Origin of the sequence: Pseudarthrobacter sp. NIBRBAC000502772 (genome assembly GCF_006517235.1) — a bacterium.
GTDB lineage: Bacteria > Actinomycetota > Actinomycetes > Actinomycetales > Micrococcaceae > Arthrobacter.
In genome coordinates, this window is the sequence record NZ_CP041188.1 from 2,190,869 (window position 1) to 2,209,163 (window position 18,295).

At 64.9% G+C, this 18,295-nt stretch carries 15 protein-coding genes; 11 read left to right on the forward strand and 4 right to left on the reverse strand.

Features of this window, described 5'->3' with window-relative positions:
* Window positions 1–23: 23 nt before the first annotated feature.
* Both pknB and NIBR502772_RS10190 read right to left on the reverse strand, forming a co-directional pair.
* Entirely contained in the window at window positions 24–2,087 is a 2,064-nt protein-coding gene (gene pknB, locus NIBR502772_RS10185; RefSeq protein ID WP_141140087.1) for a Stk1 family PASTA domain-containing Ser/Thr kinase, read from the reverse strand.
* A gap of 113 nt (window positions 2,088–2,200) precedes the next feature.
* Complete coding sequence (locus NIBR502772_RS10190) at window positions 2,201–3,610, reverse strand: lytic transglycosylase domain-containing protein (protein WP_141140088.1); 1,410 nt, start codon at window positions 3,608–3,610, stop codon at window positions 2,201–2,203.
* A gap of 240 nt (window positions 3,611–3,850) precedes the next feature.
* Here NIBR502772_RS10190 and NIBR502772_RS10195 point away from each other — a divergent pair, with 240 nt between their 5' ends.
* Complete coding sequence (locus tag NIBR502772_RS10195; RefSeq protein WP_058929391.1) at window positions 3,851–4,204, forward strand: Rv2175c family DNA-binding protein; 354 nt, start codon at window positions 3,851–3,853, stop codon at window positions 4,202–4,204.
* A gap of 60 nt (window positions 4,205–4,264) precedes the next feature.
* On the opposite strand, the gene NIBR502772_RS10200 is transcribed toward NIBR502772_RS10195, so the two are convergent.
* Entirely contained in the window at window positions 4,265–5,359 is a 1,095-nt protein-coding gene (locus tag NIBR502772_RS10200) for a polyprenyl synthetase family protein (RefSeq protein WP_141140089.1), read from the reverse strand.
* Window positions 5,356–5,883, reverse strand: a complete 528-nt coding sequence (locus NIBR502772_RS10205; protein ID WP_141140090.1) for a hypothetical protein — start codon at window positions 5,881–5,883, stop codon at window positions 5,356–5,358. Before NIBR502772_RS10205 ends, NIBR502772_RS10200 begins: the two co-directional genes overlap by 4 nt.
* Window positions 5,884–6,023: 140 nt before the next feature.
* Here NIBR502772_RS10205 and dinB point away from each other — a divergent pair, with 140 nt between their 5' ends.
* From dinB to murD, 10 genes are all read left to right on the forward strand, one after another.
* Window positions 6,024–7,181, forward strand: a complete 1,158-nt coding sequence (dinB, locus tag NIBR502772_RS10210; RefSeq protein ID WP_141142025.1) for a DNA polymerase IV — start codon at window positions 6,024–6,026, stop codon at window positions 7,179–7,181.
* 264 nt (window positions 7,182–7,445) lie between these two features.
* A complete protein-coding gene (locus tag NIBR502772_RS10215; RefSeq protein ID WP_141140091.1) occupies window positions 7,446–7,820 on the forward strand; it encodes a DUF3040 domain-containing protein in 375 nt (124 codons plus the stop codon).
* A gap of 464 nt (window positions 7,821–8,284) precedes the next feature.
* Entirely contained in the window at window positions 8,285–8,713 is a 429-nt protein-coding gene (gene mraZ, locus NIBR502772_RS10220) for a division/cell wall cluster transcriptional repressor MraZ (protein ID WP_058929387.1), read from the forward strand.
* Between the two features lie 167 nt (window positions 8,714–8,880).
* Window positions 8,881–9,873, forward strand: coding sequence for a 16S rRNA (cytosine(1402)-N(4))-methyltransferase RsmH (rsmH, locus tag NIBR502772_RS10225; RefSeq protein ID WP_104063530.1), 993 nt, complete (start codon window positions 8,881–8,883; stop codon window positions 9,871–9,873).
* On the forward strand, window positions 9,870–10,562 hold the full coding sequence (locus tag NIBR502772_RS10230) for a hypothetical protein (protein ID WP_141140092.1): 693 nt from the start codon (window positions 9,870–9,872) through the stop codon (window positions 10,560–10,562). The genes rsmH and NIBR502772_RS10230 overlap by 4 nt, the downstream gene beginning before the upstream one ends.
* 59 nt (window positions 10,563–10,621) lie before the next feature.
* On the forward strand, window positions 10,622–12,418 hold the full coding sequence (locus NIBR502772_RS10235; RefSeq protein ID WP_210412424.1) for a penicillin-binding protein 2: 1,797 nt from the start codon (window positions 10,622–10,624) through the stop codon (window positions 12,416–12,418).
* Between the two features lie 88 nt (window positions 12,419–12,506).
* Window positions 12,507–14,156, forward strand: a complete 1,650-nt coding sequence (locus NIBR502772_RS10240) for a UDP-N-acetylmuramoyl-L-alanyl-D-glutamate--2,6-diaminopimelate ligase (RefSeq protein ID WP_141140093.1) — start codon at window positions 12,507–12,509, stop codon at window positions 14,154–14,156.
* A 6-nt stretch (window positions 14,157–14,162) separates the two neighbouring features.
* On the forward strand, window positions 14,163–15,629 hold the full coding sequence (gene murF, locus NIBR502772_RS10245; protein WP_141140094.1) for a UDP-N-acetylmuramoyl-tripeptide--D-alanyl-D-alanine ligase: 1,467 nt from the start codon (window positions 14,163–14,165) through the stop codon (window positions 15,627–15,629).
* Entirely contained in the window at window positions 15,626–16,735 is a 1,110-nt protein-coding gene (gene mraY / locus NIBR502772_RS10250) for a phospho-N-acetylmuramoyl-pentapeptide-transferase (protein ID WP_104063534.1), read from the forward strand. Before murF ends, mraY begins: the two co-directional genes overlap by 4 nt.
* Window positions 16,717–18,294 (forward strand): UDP-N-acetylmuramoyl-L-alanine--D-glutamate ligase, encoded by a 1,578-nt coding sequence (murD, locus tag NIBR502772_RS10255; protein ID WP_210412425.1) that lies wholly within the window; start codon window positions 16,717–16,719, stop codon window positions 18,292–18,294. Before mraY ends, murD begins: the two co-directional genes overlap by 19 nt.
* Window position 18,295: the final 1 nt, after the last annotated feature.

Consider the following 18,295-nt stretch of genomic DNA (forward strand, 5'->3'; position numbering starts at 1 on the left):
GGTGTGGCCGGCCAGTCCGCCGGCTACACCACCGTGAGGGTAACGACGGAGCCTTCAGGCACCTTCTTCTTCACCGGGTCCTGATCCCGTACCGTGCCGAAGAAGCCGCCGAGGATATTGTTCACGCGTACCTCGAAGCCCAGGGCGCGCAGCGCTTCTTCGGCTTCCTTGGCTTGTTTCCCGATGAAACTGGGGACTTCAACGAGCTTGGGTCCGTCTGAAATGGTCAGCGTCACCGTGCCGCCCTTGGTCAGAGTGCCGGTCGCAGGCGACTGCACGGCAACCGACCCCTTGGGCACGTGCCTGTCGTTGACTTTGTCCTTCGCGACATCGGCCTTGAGCCCGGCCGACTCGATGGTTTTGACGGCGGCGTCCTCCGCCAGCCCGACGACTGACGGAACGGGGATCGGCTGCGGGCCCTTGGAGACGGACAGGGCTACCGGAGTGCCATGGCGAGCTGGGGTTCCTGCGGCGGGATCCTGGGCCAATACAACGCCGGCTGCAACGGCGTCATCAAATTGTTCAGTGACGGTACCTAGCGCCATTTCGGCCTGGTTCAGTGCATTTTTCGCATCGTCAAGTGTTCCGCCGGTCAGTTTCGGGAGTTCGAACAGTTGCGGCCCCTTGGAAACAAATAGGGACACGAGCTGGAACTTCCTGGTCTCTGTGCCGGCAGTCGGGTCGGAGCCCACAACGAGGCCGGACGGAACGTCGTCGTCAAAGACATCGCTGGTACGCGACTGGAACCCCGCCTCGCTCAGCAGTTGCTGGGCCTGGGCCACCGACTTGTTGGCGACCGCCGGAATGGTGCCCGGCGACCCGGGGCCCATGCCGAAGAACCAGCCGGCTCCTGTGGCAAGCAACGCGATGATGACCAGGACCACCACCCAGAGGGCGCCGCGGCGCCGCGGGTTCCCCTCCCGCAGGCTCCGGACCGGGGTCGCCGCAGCCCTGGACCTTGCCTTCTCGTCCTCCCTGTCGAGCTTGCGGCGGGCGCGTTTGCTGAGGGGGATCGCTGCCGGGACGGCGTCTTGAGCATCTGGCCTGTAGTGCGCTTCCGGCCGGAACTGTTCGCCTGGCCGGTAGTCGGCGTCGGGCGGATACAGGGCATGCGGAGGGTGCTGTGGCTGCGGCCGGGAGAAGGACGACATCACGGCGGTGGGGTTGTTGGTGCGGGCGATGATCTCGGTCTGGTTCTGCTGGCCTTCCTGGGTCGCAGCAGGCGGCCTGAGGTCCAGTTCGGCATCCGTGAGGTTGGTCCGGATGTGGCGGAGTTCCTGCAGCAGGGCGTTGCCGTCCACCGGGCGGTTCTCGGGATCGTTTGCGGTGCACCACTGGACGAGTTCATCCACCTCGGCGGCGAGGCCTGGCACCAAGGCCGACGGCGGACCGACCGTTTCATTCACGTGCTTGTACGCAACCTGGATGGGGACCTCGCCGTCGTACGGCTGCTGGCCGGTCAGCATCTCATAGAGCATGATGCCCACCGAATAGATATCACTCCGGGTGTCAGCCTGCTTTCCCAGCACAAGCTCGGGGGAGAGGTAACCCACCGTACCGATCAGCGTCCCGGTACTAGTTGACGTCGTCACTGCCCGGGCCAGTCCAAAGTCGCCGATCTTGATCCGGCCGTCGTCGGCAATCAGAACGTTCTCCGGTTTCACATCCCGGTGGATCAGCCCCGCGGCATGGGCCGCGCCGAGGCCCTGCACTACCGGATCAATCAGGGCAAGGGCCAGGCGGGGAGGCAGCGCACCTTTGGATCTGATGACGTCCCGGAGGGTGTGACCCTTGATGTGTTCCATGACCAGATAAGCCGTCTGGCCGTCGTTACCCTGGTCCAGGACCCCCACCACATGGGCGTGGGACAGCTTCGCGGCGGCTTTCGCCTCGCGGCCCAGCCGGTCCAGGAACGTCTCGTCGGTGGCGAGGTGGGGATGGAGGACCTTCAGGGCAACATCGCGTTCCAGCCGAAGGTCCGTTGCCAGGTATACGGTGGACATGCCGCCGCGCGCGAGTTTGGAGCGGACGGCGTAGCGGTTGTCCACCAGCGTTCCAACGAGACGGTCTGACACTTGTTCCTGCACCCTACGATCCTAATCCCGCATGGAAAAGGGTCCGAACCGACGTGCGGTCCGGACCCTTATCGTTACCCCGTTGGGCCGGCTTCAGCAAGCCCGGGGAATCATGGCGCGGCGGCTTAGCCGAAGTTCTTCTGGTGCGCCTTGATGGCAGCTACGTAGGTCTTGGTGTCGTCGTACATGCCGTATTTGCTGACAGAGTACTGGCCCTGGTAGTACCCCGCAATTGCTGTGTCGAGGTCCTTGCTGGTGGCGATAAGCCGCTTGATGATCGCCACGCCGGCCGTCGCGTTGTCGTAGGGGTCCAGCAGGTTGAGCTTCCGCCCTACGAGGTCTGAGGCCCACTGCCCGGAGGACGGGATGACCTGCATGGTGCCGATCGCGTTGGCAGGTGAAACCGCACGCTGGTTAAAGCCGGACTCCTGGTGCGCGAAGGCCAGGGCCAGGGTGGGGTCCACTCCCATCTGGCGTGCCGTGTCGGCCACAATTGCGCGCATCTCGGCCCGGGACGGTACGGGAGAGGCGTTCAGCAAGGCCTTGTTCTCGTTGGCAGAGCTCACAACGGCAGCGGGGTACGTGAAACCCAGGAAGGAGCTCGGCACCAGCGGGGCGGCGGGGGCCGCCGGGGCGGCCGGGGTGGAGGAAGCGGGCTGAAGGGAGGCGCCGGGAATGACCAGCTTGTTGCCGGGGTAGATGACAGTGGTCATGCTCAGCTGGTTGGCCGCCAGAATGTCCGAGAGCTTGACGCCGTGCCGGGAGGCGATCGCTGACAGGGTGTCGCCGGCCTTGATCGTGTACGAACCGCCGGGAGCTGGCGCAGCAGGAGCAGGCGCAGGAGCAGGCGCGGGAGCGGGCGCTGCGGGAGCGGAAGTAGGCTGCACGGCCGAAGCCGGCGCAGCCGGGGCCGCGGGAGCACCTGCGCCGACCTTGATCTTCTGGCCGGGGTAGATGATGGAGCGCATGTTCAGGCCGTTCCAGTTGAAAACGTCCGAGAGGCTGACACTGTGCCGGGCTGCGATGGCGCCGAGCGTATCGCCGGACTTTACGGTGTAGCTGCCTCCGGCATTGGCCGGAGCGGCCGCGGCAGGGGCCGCAGGAGCCGGGGCGGGGGCGGAACCCGTGCCCGACAGCTTGATCTTCTGGCCGGGGTAGATGATGGTGTTCGGCTGGAGGTTGTTGAGCTTAAGGACCTCGTACGTGTCCAGACCGAATTTGCCGGCGATTCCGCTGATGGTGTCGCCCCGGGCAACGGTGTATTCCGCGGGAGCCGCCGGCTGCATGGGCTGGAAGGCGGCCGGAATAGTAGTGGAAACCGAGGCCGCCGGGATCAGGGCAGCCTTAGGTTCGGCTGCCTGGGCCTTCATCGCAGCGGCAAGGGTTGCCGGAATAGCGCGGGCAGGGGCCTCTGCGGCAGCAGGCTGGGCGAGGGCCAACGACGACAGGACAACCGCAGGAAGCGCTGCTGTGGTGACAGCAATCATGGGCAGGCTCTGCCTGGAGGGCTGCTTTGGCGAGCGGGACGTCGTCATGGAAAGAATCCTCTTCTTCAACTGCCGGGGGCCGAAAATGCGATGTGACTATTGATACTAGTGTTACTTAAGTTATTGATGTTTCAAATGTGATCTATGTGAATCTCTCACGAAAGTTCGCATAGCACAAGAATTCGGCCCCACGCAGAATAAAGAGTTTTATGGAGTGTCGCGTGATTCGCGGCAATGGCGGCCAATCCCGACTAGGCGGCAGGGCTCCGGCCGTGGCAACCTTGATCCGTGAGTAACGTAGAAAGCCTTGTGGGCGAGTGGCTGCCCCTGCCGGATGTCGCGCAGTTGTTGGACGTTTCGATTACGAGAGTCCATGGCCTTATTGATGAACGCGCTTTGGCGGCCCTGCGGGTCGGGGAGCGCCGGATACGCTCAGTTCCGGCCGCGTTTATCCTGGACGGCCAGGTTGTCGACAGTCTCAAAGGGACCATTGTGGTCCTGGCGGACGCCGGCTATTCCGACGAAGATCTCATCGTCTGGCTGTTTACCCCCGACGAGTCGCTCCGCGGCCGGCCGATTGATGCATTGCGGGAAGGCCGCAAGACGGAAATCAGGCGCCGGGCCCAGACCCTGGCCTGGTAAGCAGCACCAAGGGCCCGGACGACGCCGGGCCCGCGGACGTGGCCAAGACTGGCGCCAACGTCAGGATGCGCGGCTGACCGTCGCTTCCGCCAGCTTCCGCAGGGCAGTCTTGGGCAGTTCTTCCAGCGGCAGCTGTTCCAGTGCGTCGTACGCCGCGGCGCCAAATTCGTTGATCAGCACTTCAGTGGCCTGAAGCGCCCCCGACTCTTCGATGATCCGGCGGATCTCGGCCACATCGGCGTCCCCCAGGTCAGGGCTGCCCAGCTTCGCATCGATAAACGCCGATTCTGCCGTTGATGCCTGGCCCAGCGCGAGGGCAATGAGTACGGTCCGCTTGCCTTCGCGGAGATCGTCACCTGCAGGCTTGCCCGTGGTGACAGGGTCCCCAAAGACGCCCAGGACGTCGTCGCGCAGTTGGAACGCCTCGCCCAGCGGCAACGCGAAGGCCGAGTAGCCCCGGAGCAACTCGTCCGGAGCGTCCGCCAAGGCGCCGCCAAGCGCCAGCGGGTGCTCAGTGGAATATTTGGCGGACTTGAACCTGATGATGGACTGTGCCCGTGTCACTGCTCCGGCCCGGTCCCGGACAGGACCGGCCACTTCCTCCAGGATGTCAAGATACTGCCCCGCCATCACCTCGGCACGCATGAGGTTGAAGATCAGCCGTGCCCGGCTGCCTGCAGCCGCCTGTGCGCCGATGTCCGTGAAGGCCTCCTCGCTGAACGAGAGGCAAAGATCCCCGGTGAGGATCGCGGCTGCCTGCCCAAACCGCTCGCTGTCCAGAGCCCAGCCCTGTGCGTGGTGCAGCTGGCTGAAGCGGCGATGCACGCTGGGGCCGCCCCGCCGCGTGTCCGAGCGGTCAATGATGTCGTCATGGATCAGGGCAGCTGCCTGGAAAAGCTCCAGGGCCGATCCCGCCGTCACGATTTCCTGGGCCGCCGGCTCACCGCCCGCGCCGCGCCATCCCCAGTAGCACATTAGTGCACGGAGCCTTTTGCCGCCGGTCACCAGGTTGGAAATGGAACCCACAATGGGATCGATATCGGGTGATATGGCGGCCATCAGGGATTGCCGCGTAGTGAGGAAGTCCGTCAGCTCACCGGCAACGGCGGCGACGAATGCAGTCTGCTCAATCCTTAGCTGCTCCGAAACGCTCACTTGGCTGACTCAGCAGCCACGTTGGCGCCGATGGTGAACGTGGAGACGCCGGCCGCTTCGACGGCGGCGATGTTGACCGTCTCGGAGTCGTTCCGGACGAAGTCCTTGGAAGCAACGGCGCCCACTGCGTCGCCGGGGACGGCTTTGAATCCCTGCGCCGCCAGGTGCTTTGTGTAGAAATCCACGACGGCGGCAGTCGGGGCATTGATGCTTGCCACGAGTGCCGCGGTGGCGGGCGTTGAGGTCTTGTCAAAGCTGCTCGAAATCACAGTGGCGCCGGGCATCAGGGGAAGCAGCGTTTCCGGGAACCCTGCGACGATTGTCCCAACAGTGGCGGAAGTTCCCGGCGACGCCGTCGGACTGGCGGACGCGGTGATGCTGGCGCCGTCCGACGCCGGTGGGGAGGTAACTGGGGAGGATGATGTCACTCCGGGCTCCGCGGGGCTGCAGGCAGCGAGGGCCAGTATTGCGCCCGCGGCCAGTGCCGCTAATCCTGTTGGCTTAAGACTTCTCATGACGGTCACAGGGACTGTCCTCCTGGTGTTGATGCCGGATTCAGCCTCCAGTTTAGTCAGTACCAACCGATACAATTGCCGGTGTGGGGCCTGAGCGGAACATCCAGTACACCGAAGCGGGTCTTCGTGAGCTCCGGCGTAACTGCATCATGCACGTGGACATGGACGCCTTCTTCGTCTCCGTGGAGCTTCGCACGCGGCCGGAACTTCGCGGCAAACCGGTGATCGTTGGATTTCCCGCGGACCGCTCAGTGGTCCTCTCGGCGTCGTATGAAGCACGCGCGTTCGGCGTGAAGTCCGCCATGCCCATGGTGGTCGCCGCCAGGATGTGCCCCCAAGCGGTCATCATTGAACCGCGCCACAAGCTGTACTACGAGGTTTCCGCCCAGCTGATGGAAATCTTCGAGTCGATCACGGATCTGGTGGAACCGCTGAGTGTGGACGAAGCCTTCCTGGACGTCGGCGGCGCCATCCGCCGGTTGGGACCCCCGCGCGTCATCGGTGAATTGATCCGGCGCCGGGTGGCTGCCGAACTGGGCATTACGGCCTCCGTGGGCATTGCAGCCAGCAAGTTCGTCGCCAAGATTGCTTCCACGCGTTGCAAGCCGGACGGGCTGTTGCTGATTGGACCCGACGAGACAGTGCCCTACCTCCACAGCCTGCCTGTCGGGGCCTTGTGGGGAATCGGCGCGAAGACTACGGACGTCCTTGCCCGGATGGGCATCCGGACGGTGGCGGACGTGGCGGCCACGCCGGTGTCCTCCCTTAAGAAAATGCTGGGTGCCACCGGTGAGCACGTATACCGGTTGTCGTGGGGGATCGATCCGCGGCCCGTGACACCCGTGAGGCTCGAGAAGAGCATCGGGGCTGAGGAGACGTTCGCCGTGGACACGGGCGATGACGCGCTGATCGCCCGGGAATTGCTGCGGCTTTCCCACCGGACGGCAGGACGGCTGCGGAGTTCGGGGATGGTGGCACGGACGGTGGCGTTGAAACTCCGCTACGCCGACTTTTCCACCATCACCAGGAGCCGCACTGTGCACACACCCGTGGACAGCGCCCAGCTGATTTATGCCGTGGCCATCCAGCTCCTGGAATCATTGGGGAGCCGTCCCATGACTGTGCGGCTGGTTGGCATCCGGGCCGAGCAGCTCGAAGACGCCGCCAATACGTCCCTCCAGCTGAGCTTTGACCGCCGGGATGACAACTGGCGGGCAGCAGAACAGGCCCTGGACGAGGTCAGCCGGAAGTTCGGAAACAAATCCGTCCTCCCGGCGAGTCTGCTGGATTCCGGAAACGGGTCCTAGCAGGGCGCCGGCACCTTGCCTGCGGGTTTCAGGGAGGTGATGGCCGTCTTTCAGAACGGCCCCCGACAAACTATCCTTATATGTACATAGTTCTCAGTTATTGCCGGACTTCTTGGACATGCTGCAGTTCCAATGGCCCGCATGCCGGTGTTCGCGTTCCGCCATCGTCGGCGGGGCGGGAACCTCCCGGGCATGTCGGTCGTTATCGGAGCAGTAGTACGGGATGGGACCAGCCCGGACGTTGGCCTACTTAAGGAGGTCGTGATGCCGCTCTCGGAGCACGAACAGAAGCTGCTGGAGCAGCTGGAGAAGCAGCTGCACGAGGACGATCCGAAGTTCGCGAATTCCATGGGTTCGGATCCCGGGCGGACGTGGTCCACCCGTCACATCGTGATTGGGGTGCTCTGCGCCCTCGCGGGGATCGCCGTGCTCCTGGTCGGCGTTACAGTCCCGAACATCTTTGTCGGTGTCCTGGGCTTCGTGGTTATGGGCGCGGGTGTGTACTTCGCCACAATGCGTAACGCGTCCGGCGGCAAGCAGCGCTCCGCGTCTGGCACCGGTAAGTCCGGGAAGCCCCGGAGTTCATTTATGTCCAGCCTGGAAGAACGCTGGGACGAGCGCCGCCGCGACGAATCCTAGGGCAGCGCCTGCAAGAACGGTTCCACGGCGATAGGCCGTGCCGTCCTCCATTTCCCTCCCCACGGTCAGGATGACCGCAGCAGAAGACCCGCCCCGGCGGGTCTTCTGCTTTTAACCCGGAGGCAGGTAGCGGCAGGGGTCCGTTGAGCGCTCAAGCCGGCTGCTACTGCTACCTCGTTTGGGGAGCCCGGGGACCGCGGACCCGCGGCCCTCGTCAGATGAGAGCCCGACGCCGGCCCGGCACCGCCGTCGGGCAGTCATGGTTCGCGCCGAAACGGCGCCGGGCCCTCCACTTCCATCCACTACCTGCTCCCGCGCCATTTGGGGGACGAAGGCCTGAAATGGGGGAATACTGGCCTGATTTGCGTTGACTGTGGTGGAAAGTGGAGTAATGTGGAGGGCATAAGAGGGTAGTTGCAACACAGGGGATGTGCAGTTCCTGACGGCAGACAGGCGGTGGGCCAGTGTTTCTGGGCACACACTCGCCACGTCTGGACGAAAAGGGTCGAATTATCCTCCCTGCGAAGTTCCGTGAGGAGCTTGCCAGCGGGCTTGTTCTCACCAGGGGACAGGAACGTTGCATCTACGTCTTCAGTGAGCAGGAATTTGCACGTGTCCACGAGCAAATGCGGGAGGCGCCCATTTCCTCCAAGCAGGCCCGGGACTACATCCGTGTCTTTCTCTCTGGAGCCTCGGACGAGGTACCTGACAAGCAGGGGCGCATCACCATTCCGGCCGCGCTCCGGGAGTACGCAGGCCTCGGCAGGGAACTGGCCGTTATCGGTGCAGGAACCCGGGCCGAGATCTGGGATGCCCAGGCATGGAACGAGTACCTCGCGGAGAAGGAAACCGCCTTCTCCGAAACCGACGATGCCATTCCGGGGATCCTATGATCACCTGAACGGCCCGGCGGACGCTTCTTGAACGAGATCTCCAGCCGCCCATCGGACAGTCAACCTGGCTCACTTCCCCGGAGCCAGGCCGGCAGGTCGATAGGCGCGGATGGGGATCTGGCTCAAGAAGCAGCACACCAGCACCCACGGCAGGAAAGGACGAAGGCATGAACGATGACCCGAAGCCAACGTCCGAACGCCATGTGCCGGTCCTCAAGGACCGGTGCATCAATTTGTTGGCCCCCGGCTTCGAAGCTGCCCGCCTCCGAGGTGAAACCCCCATCGCGATTGACGCGACCCTCGGCATGGGCGGCCACGCCGAAGCCATGCTGGAGCGTTTCCCGGATCTGCACCTGATCGGCATCGACCGTGATGAGGAAGCCCTGGTACTGGCAGGGGAGCGGCTGGCGCCTTTCGCTTCCCGGACTGACCTGGTCCACGCCGTCTACGACGAAATCGCCGACGTCCTCGAAGACCTGGGCGTGGCACAGGTTCATGGCATCCTGATGGACCTGGGCGTTTCATCCCTGCAGCTGGACGAGCGTGAGCGTGGCTTCGCGTATTCCTTTGACGCTCCGCTGGACATGCGGATGGACACCAGCCGCGGTCAGACCGCAGCGGACGTGGTCAACAACTACAGCGAAGAGGATCTCGTCAGGATCATCCGGAAGTGGGGCGAGGAGAAGTTCGCCGGCCGGATCGCCAACAGGATTGTCGCGGCAAGGACAGTCAAGCCTTTCGCCACCACCGGGGAACTCGTGGAACAGATCCGCTCCGTGGTGCCGGCGGCAGCCGCCAAATCGGGCGGCCACCCGGCCAAACGGACGTTCCAGGCACTGCGCATCGAAGTGAACGAGGAACTCGACGTGCTGGAGCGCGCTGTGCCTGCCGCCGTGGCAGCAACGGCCCTGGGCGGACGCATCGTGGTGATGTCTTACCACTCCCTCGAGGACAAAATCGTCAAATCAGTTTTCCAGGCTGGCTCCAAATCCTCCGCGCCGCTCGGATTTCCGGTGGAGCTTGAGGAACACAAGGCCTTCCTCAAAACCCTGACCAAGGGCACCGAGGTACCCACCGCCGTCGAGATTGCAGAGAACCCGCGCGCGGCCTCCGCCAGGCTGCGGGCCGTGGAACGTATCAGAGCCAGGAGAGAAGCATGAGCACTGCCGCCGTCAAGAACTTTCCGGTCGTCTCCGGCAGCAGCGCCCCGGCGATCAGGTCGCTTCCTTCTGGCACCGGCCGCAGGGAACGCACACCCCTGTCTGTGGTGCGTTCCGCCCCCAAGAAGCGCCGTGCGCCGTTTGTGGTGATGTGTTTCGCCCTGCTCGCTGTTGCGCTCGTGGCCGTGCTGGTCCTGAACATCTCAGTCTCTACCTCGCAGTACCAGCTGGTGGAACTGAGGGGTAAGCAAAACACTCTGACCAAGCAGAACCAGGACCTGACACAGCAGGTCCAAAACTTCGAGGCGCCCCAGAACCTGGCGGCAAAGGCCTCAGACCTGGGCATGGTGGCTTCGACCGTCAAAGGCCAGATCGACCTCTCCACCCTTGCCGTCACGGGCAAGGCAACTCCGGCGGTGAAGGGTGGCGCGGCTGGATCGGTTATCCCTGCTCCAGCCGTAGAGGGAGTGCTCACCGTGGTTCCCCCGGCAACGAAGTGGGAGCCGCTGACGAACCGTAAACCGGTTGCCGAGGAACCGGCCCCGGCTGCGGCCCCTGCACCGGCCCGTGCAGCGGCACCTGCCGCTGCACCGCAGGCTGAAGCGCCCGCGCCACCGGCACGTGCCGCGGAGCTCCACGGCGGTTCGGTTCCGGCACCCGAACAGAAGGTGCCCGGGTCTAACCGGTAGCCGCTGAAGGGCAGCCAGTCAGGTAATAAACAGGCAACAAGGCGAGCAAGGGAATCACGGTGGCGCAGAGGACGGGCAAGGCAAAAAGCGGCAAGGCCCCTAACGCCACCAAGCGGCTGCGCCTTGGCCTGGGCATTATGCTGACGCTGCTATTGGTGGTGGGCGGCAAGCTCTTTTTCGTCCAAGGGCTCGACGTGGGCGGGATGGCCGCAGCTGCGCTCGATTACCGGATGCGCGAGACTTCCCTCCCCGCCGAACGCGGCAGCATCCTTGCCGCCAACGGGACGGTCCTGGCCAACAGTGTGATCCGCTACAACATTGTGGTGGACCAAACCACCAACACGAAGACAGAGAAGTTCTGGCGCCTGGAGGAGGGCGTGGACAAACTTGTTGAAGTCAGTCGGGAGCAGGGCATCAGCGAACTAGCGGCTGTCCTGGGCATGGACGCTGACGAACTCAGGAACGCCGTGACGGGCGAATCGAAGTACCACATCGTCGCTAAGGACCTGAAGCCGGACGTTGAGCTCAGGGTCTCGGATCTCAGTATTCCCGGCATCGTCACTGAGGGCGTCAGCAAACGCGTGTACCCCAACGGTTCCGTGGCCGGCGGTATTATCGGCTTCCTCCAGGACGGCAACACGGGCCAGGCGGGGATCGAGCAGACCCAGGATGGGCTGCTGCGCGGGAAGGACGGCAAGCGGCTCTTCGAGATCGGTGCCGACGGTCTCCGGATTCCGGTCGGCGTGGATGAGCTGACACCGCCGGAGGACGGCAAGGACGTCAAGCTCACGCTCAATTCCGATCTCCAGTATTTCGCCCAGCAGGCCATCCAGAGCCAGTCGGACAAACAGGGCGCCGAGTGGGGCGTCATCACCGTGATGGATGCCAAGACCGGTGACATTGTCGCGATGGCGGACACTAATGCCCCGGATCCGAACGATCCCGGACGGGTGGCTGCCAAGGACCGCGGCGTGCGCTCCGTGACCGCAGCGTATGAGCCCGGCTCGGTACAGAAAATGATCACGGCCGCCGCCTTGATTGAAGAAGGAAAATCCAGCCCCCTGGATACGTTCACTCTCGGGCCGTCGTACACCGTGGACGGCCAGACGTTTACAGACGCCTTTACCCATGGCACCGAAGAGCGCACGCTCGCCGGCATCCTGGGCTGGTCAATGAACACCGGCACCGTGGCGGCCGGGTCGCGGCTGACCAAGGAACAACGGTACGACTGGCTTAAGAAATTCGGCATCGGCGAAGCCCCGGACATTGGATTGCCGGCTACGGCCTCCGGGATTCTCACACCGGCGGACCAGTGGGACGGCCGCCAGGAATACACGGTGCTGTTCGGCCAGGGCGTTTCGCAGTCCACCCTGCAGACAGTCCGAGCCTTCCAGACGATCGCCAACAACGGAGTGATGCTCCAGCCGCGCCTGATTGACGCGTACGTTTCACCCGACGGAACAGCGGAGAAAGTCGCCCCGCAGCCTTCCCGCCAGGTGGTGTCGGACGGCACCGCGCAGCAGGTCCAGGACATCCTGGAAAGCGCGGTGACCGAAGGCCAGATCAAGGACGCCGCGATCGACGGATACCGGGTGGGGGCCAAGACCGGAACCTCTGAATCGCCGTGCGACGACGGGAAGTCAGGGTTCTGCGGCTACACCGCTTCAATTGTGGGGATGGCGCCCATGGATGATCCCCGGTTTATTGTTGAGGTGGTGCTGCAGCGGCCCAAGGGCAATATCTACGGCATTACGCAGGGGCCAGTGTTCCGCTCGGTCATGAGCCAGGCGCTGCGCACTTACAACGTCCAGCCGTCCACGGGTGAACCGGCCAGACTGCCGCAGTACGCCAAGTAGCATCAAGCCAGGCAGCAGTTCCCCAACGCCCGCAGCGGAAGCAGTCTCCCGCGGGCATGATCCACTAGCACCACCATCGGAGATTCCCTTGTCAGAGCAGAACGCATCAGCCAGCAACGCGGGGCCGGCAGGGGAACCGGCCCCCGCGCGGTTCAGGCCTACGGCAGTTGCTGCCGTCAGCCTGGACACGATCGGCGACGCGATCGGTGTGCAGGTCCCGGGCGCCTCCGCTGCCGTCAGCGTCACGGGAATTTCACTGAACTCGCGAACCGTGGAGCAGGGCGACCTGTATGTGGCGCTCCCTGGTGCTTCCCGCCATGGCGCAGACTTCGTGTCGCAGGCGGTCGGCAGGGGAGCGGTGGCAGTCCTGACCGACGACGCCGGCGCACGCCTTCTCGCGCTGTCAGCGGATACCGCCGCAGCCTCGGTCCCGGTGCTTGTGGTGGACGGACCGCGCAACGTAGTGGGGCCGCTGTCCGCCATGATCTACCAGAGCCAGCCAGCAGCTGGGCGGACGCCGCGCTTGTATGGTGTGACGGGAACCAACGGCAAGACCACCACCACGTACTTCATCAACGCCCTGCTCCGTGCGCTCGGGCAGCAGACCGGCCTGATCGGAACCATCGAAATCCTGGCCGGCGGAGAACCGGTTCCCAGCCTCCTGACCACGCCGGAGTCACCGGATCTCCACGGCTTGCTCGCCCTCATGCGGGAACGGGGACTGGACGCCGCGTCCATGGAAGTCTCCTCCCACGCCGTATCCTTCCAGCGGGTGGACGGTGTGCTCTTCGACGTTGCCGGTTTCACGAACCTGACGCAGGACCATCTGGACCTGCACGGCACCATGGAGGACTACTTCGCCACAAAGGCGGAGCTGTTTACGCCCCGCCGTGCCCTTAGGGCTGTTGTAACGGTCGACGACGAATGGGGCCGCAGGCTTGCGGCCACGGCACGGATCCCGGTCACCACCCTTTCGATGACACCCGGCGGAGCTCCCGCCGACTGGACCGTAACGTCCACGTCCGCGCGCGGGCTGGGTACCGGTTTCAGCCTGCAGGGACCCGACGGCGTTACCCTGAATGTCCACACCGGCCTGCCTGGAGCTTTCAACGTCGCCAACGCCGCACTGGCCACGGTAATGGTCCTGGCTAGCGGAATGGACGCCGCCACCGTGCAGGCCGCCCTGGACCACCACGACCCCTTCACCGTGGCGGTACCGGGACGCATGCAGCTCGTCTCCGAAGAACCGGCGGCCGTCGTGGACTTCGCCCACAACACTGATGCCTTGGCGCGGGCACTGGAAGCGGTCAGGTCGCCGCTGCCCGGCTCCCGGGTGATCGTGGTTTTCGGAGCCACCGGACAGCGCGACCAGGGCAAGCGTCCCGCCATGGGCGCCGTCGCCGCAAAGATGGCCGACATCGTCGTCGTCACGGATGACGACCCCCACGACGAGGACCCTGCGGCCATCAGGGCAGATGTGCTGGCGGGCGCACGGGCGGCGCGCGAACAGGAATCTCTGGAGTGTGTCATCGAAGAGGTTTATCCCCGCGACGCCGCCATCCGGCGCGCCGTGGAACTGGCAGGTCCGGCCGACACCATTCTTGTGGCCGGCCGTGGCCATGAGGTCTGGCAGGAAGTCAAGGGCGTCAATCTTGCACTGGACGACCGTGTGGAACTGCGGAACGCCTTGACAGCCAGGGGATTCACCGTTCTCCGAGACGACCGGATAGAGTCCTAGACCGAGATGATTGCACTTACTGCGGCGGAAATCGCCGATATCACACACGGACGCCTGGACGCCGATCCGGGGATCACGCCCCTTTCGGTGGTCACCGATTCGCGCGAGGCTGCCGCCGGGTCGCTATACGTGGCGAAACCTGGCGAGCACGCCGACGGCCACGACTTCGTTGCTGCCGCCTTCAGCCGCGGTGCGGTGCTGGTCCTCGCCGAACGCCCCGTAACGGGTCCGGACGGCGTCAACTATCCGGCCGTGCTGGTAGAGGATGCCGTGCTGGCCATGGGCGCGCTGGCCGCCGAGGCGGTCCGCCGGATACGCCAGGCCCGGTCCGCCGCAGGCGACGCCCTGACCGTCATCGGGATCACCGGTTCCGCGGGGAAGACCACCACGAAGGACCTCCTCGCCGGCATCCTCACCCAGCAGGGTGCCACCGTTGCCCCGCAGGGGTCCTACAACGGCGAGGTGGGCGTACCGCTCACCGTCTTCCGCGCCGACACCCAAACGCGGTACCTGGTGATCGAGATGGGCGCCACAGGCATCGGGCATATCCGCTACCTGGCCGACATGGTGAGGCCTGACATCGGCGTCGTCCTCGGCATTGGCACCGCCCACGCAGGGGAGTTTGGCGGCGTGGACAACATTGCCCAGGCCAAGGGTGAACTGGTGGAGGCCCTTGCCGCCGGCGGCACCGCCGTCATCAACCTCGACGACGACCGCGTCGCTGCCATGCGCAGCCGCACCGGCGCCACCGTGCTGGGCTTCTCGGCCGAAGGACGCCCTGACGCGACCGTTCGGGCCGAGAATCCGGACACAAACGCTGAGGGCAACCCGGAGTTCGAGCTCGTCCTGCCCGGCGCCGAAACAGGCTTGCACGTCAGCAGCCGCCTCATCGGCGCCCACCACACCGGCAACCTCCTCGCCGCAGCAGCGGCCGCGCACGCGGCCGGAGTGTCCGGCAAGGACATCGCCGCATCGCTGAGCACACAGTCAGCAGCCAGCCGTTGGCGGATGGAACGCACCGAACGTGCTGACGGCGTGACCATCATCAACGACGCCTACAACGCCAACCCGGAGTCCATGCGGGCGGCCCTGCGCACGCTGGCCGACCTTGGCCGCGGCAGGCGGACCTGGGCCGTCCTGGGCGCCATGCTGGAACTGGGACCCGATTCAATCCGTGAACACACCGTTGTGGGCACCCAGGTGGTCCGCCTGAACATTTCCCGGCTGGTCGTCGTCGGCCGCGAAGCCCGCGCACTTTACGTTTCCGCCGTCCAGGAGGGTTCCTGGGGCGACGAATGCGTCTTTGCCGAAACCGCCGAGGACGCCTATGCGCTCCTGAACGCCGAGCTTGAGCCCGGCGACCTCGTGCTTTTCAAGTCGTCCAACAGCGTTGGACTGCGGCACCTGGGCGATCGGATAGCATTACCCCCACAATCCACGGAACCCACCGATGAAGGGAGCGAACTGCTGTGATTGCACTACTGATCGGCGCAGGACTTGCCCTGCTGTTTGCCTTGGTGGGAACGCCTCTGTTTATCCGCTTGCTTGTCCGCAAGAGCTACGGCCAATTCATCCGAGATGACGGGCCCACATCCCACCACACCAAACGCGGCACTCCCACCATGGGCGGCACCGTGGTGGTGGGCGCGGTCCTGCTCAGCTACGGGCTGACCCACCTGATTATGTGGATGATGAACCCGGATTCGGCAGGCCCCTCCGCCTCGGCCCTGATCCTGCTGTTCCTGATGGTCGGCATGGGGCTGGTGGGCTTCCTGGACGATTTCATCAAGATCTCCCGCCAGCGGAGCCTTGGCCTGGACGCGAAGGCCAAGCTCATCCTCCAGGCCGCGGTAGGCATAGCCTTCGCCATCCTGGCCCTGAACTTTCCCGACCCGGACGGCCTGACGCCGGCCTCGACCAAAATCTCCCTGGTCCGCGACATCCCCTGGCTGGACCTTGCCTTCGCCGGCACGGTGGTCGGCGCAATCCTCTTTGTCCTCTGGTCCAACCTGATCGTCACGGCGGCGACCAACGGCGTGAACCTGACGGACGGCCTGGACGGTCTCGCTGCCGGTGCCTCGGTCATGGTCTTCGGTGCCTACACGCTGATGGGCATCTGGCAGAACAACCAGGCCTGCGGGTCGCCGCGGGAAGCCGGCAGCGGCTGCTACTCCGTCCGCGACCCCCTGGACCTGGCGCTCCTGGCAGCCATCCTGAGCGCCGCCCTCGTGGGATTCCTCTGGTGGAACACCTCGCCGGCCAAGATCTTTATGGGGGACACCGGGTCATTGGCCATCGGCGGCGCGGTCGCCGGCTTCGCCATCCTGTCGCGGACGGAACTGCTGCTGGGAATCATCGGCGGCCTGTTCGTCCTGATTACCCTCTCCGTGATCATCCAGGTGGGCTACTTCAAAGCCACCGGCGGTAAACGCGTGTTCAAGATGGCACCGCTGCAGCACCACTTCGAACTCAAGGGCTGGGCAGAAGTCACGGTGGTGGTCCGCTTCTGGATCCTGGGCGGGCTCTTCGTGGCCGTGGGCCTGGGTGTCTTCTATGCTGAATGGGTTGTGCTCCTGTGACTGTTTCTCCCCGCCTGCAAAACCTGGTCAGTTGGGACTCTGACTGGGCAGGGCTCCGCGTTGCCGTTACCGGCATCGGAGTATCCGGGTTCGCCGCGGCAGATACCCTCATCGAACTCGGTGCCCGGGTGGTGGTGGTTGATGCCGCCACGTCCGAGACAGCCAAGGCACAGGCCGACACCCTAAAGATCGTCGGCGCCGTGGACGTGCTCCTGGGCGAGGAAGCCGTCAACAGGATCCCCAAGATCGATGGCAGCTTCCCCGACCTCATCGTGACCTCCCCGGGTTGGCGGCCTGACCAGGCGCTCCTGGCGGCCGCTGCGCGCGCCCACATTCCGGTCTGGGGGGACGTCGAGCTTGCCTGGCGCCTGCGGGTCCGGGCCGGGCACAGGACCGCTGACTGGCTGACCATCACCGGCACCAACGGCAAGACCACCACGGTGGGCCTGACGGCGTCGATGCTGCAGGCCGCCGGCCTGAAGGCCATCGCGGTCGGCAACGTGGGCACCCCCATCCTGGACGCCCTCCGCGACCCCGTGGAATACGACGTCTTCGCGGTTGAACTATCCAGCTTCCAGCTGCATTGGGCTGAAACGCTGTCGCCGGTGGCCAGCGTCTGCCTGAACGTGGCTGAGGACCACGTTGACTGGCATGGTTCCTACAATTCCTACCTCGCGGACAAGGCCAAGGTCTATGCGCGGACCCAGAAGGCCTGCATCTTCAACGCGGAACAGATCGAGACCGTACGGATGGTTGAGGACGCGGACGTGGTGGAGGGCTGCCGGGCCGTCGGCTTCACCACACTCACGCCGGCCATTAGCATGCTCGGCGTGGTGGAGGGCCTGCTCGTGGACCGCGCGTTTATCGAGGAACGCAGGGACAGCGCCGCCGAGCTGGCATCGATGACCGACCTGGGGCAGTTTGCACCCAGGCACATGGTGGCGAACGCCCTCGCCGCTGCAGCCCTGGTCCGGGCCTACGGCGTGGAGGCGAAGGCCGTGCGCCAGGGAATCCAGGACTACGTCCCGGGCAACCACCGCATCCAGCCGGTCGCCAAGCAGAACGGCGTGCTCTGGGTCAACGATTCCAAGGCCACCAACCCGCACGCAGCAGCCGCGTCACTGGCCACCTTTGAAAACGTCATCTGGATCGCCGGCGGCCTGTCCAAGGGCGTCAGCTACGACCACCTGGTCCGGGACCACGCCGCCCGGCTCAAGGCTGTGGTACTCATCGGTACGGACACCGGCGCGCTTGCGGAGGCCTTGCAGCGACACGCGCCGGATGTCCCCGTGATCACGACGCCGCCGGGCGACACTGAAAATATGCAGACTGCCGCAACAGGCGGAGCCACCACGGACAGCTCGCCGGATTCCGGCGCGGCCGTGATGTCCCGGGCCGTTGCGTCAGCGGCGCAGCTGGCGGCATCAGGCGACACCGTGCTGATGGCCCCGGCAGCTGCTTCCATGGATCAGTTCTCTTCCTATGCTCACCGCGGCGACGCCTTTATTGAAGCTGTCCGCGAGCTGGTGGAAGGGCAGGCCCCGACCGGCGAGGAGTAAC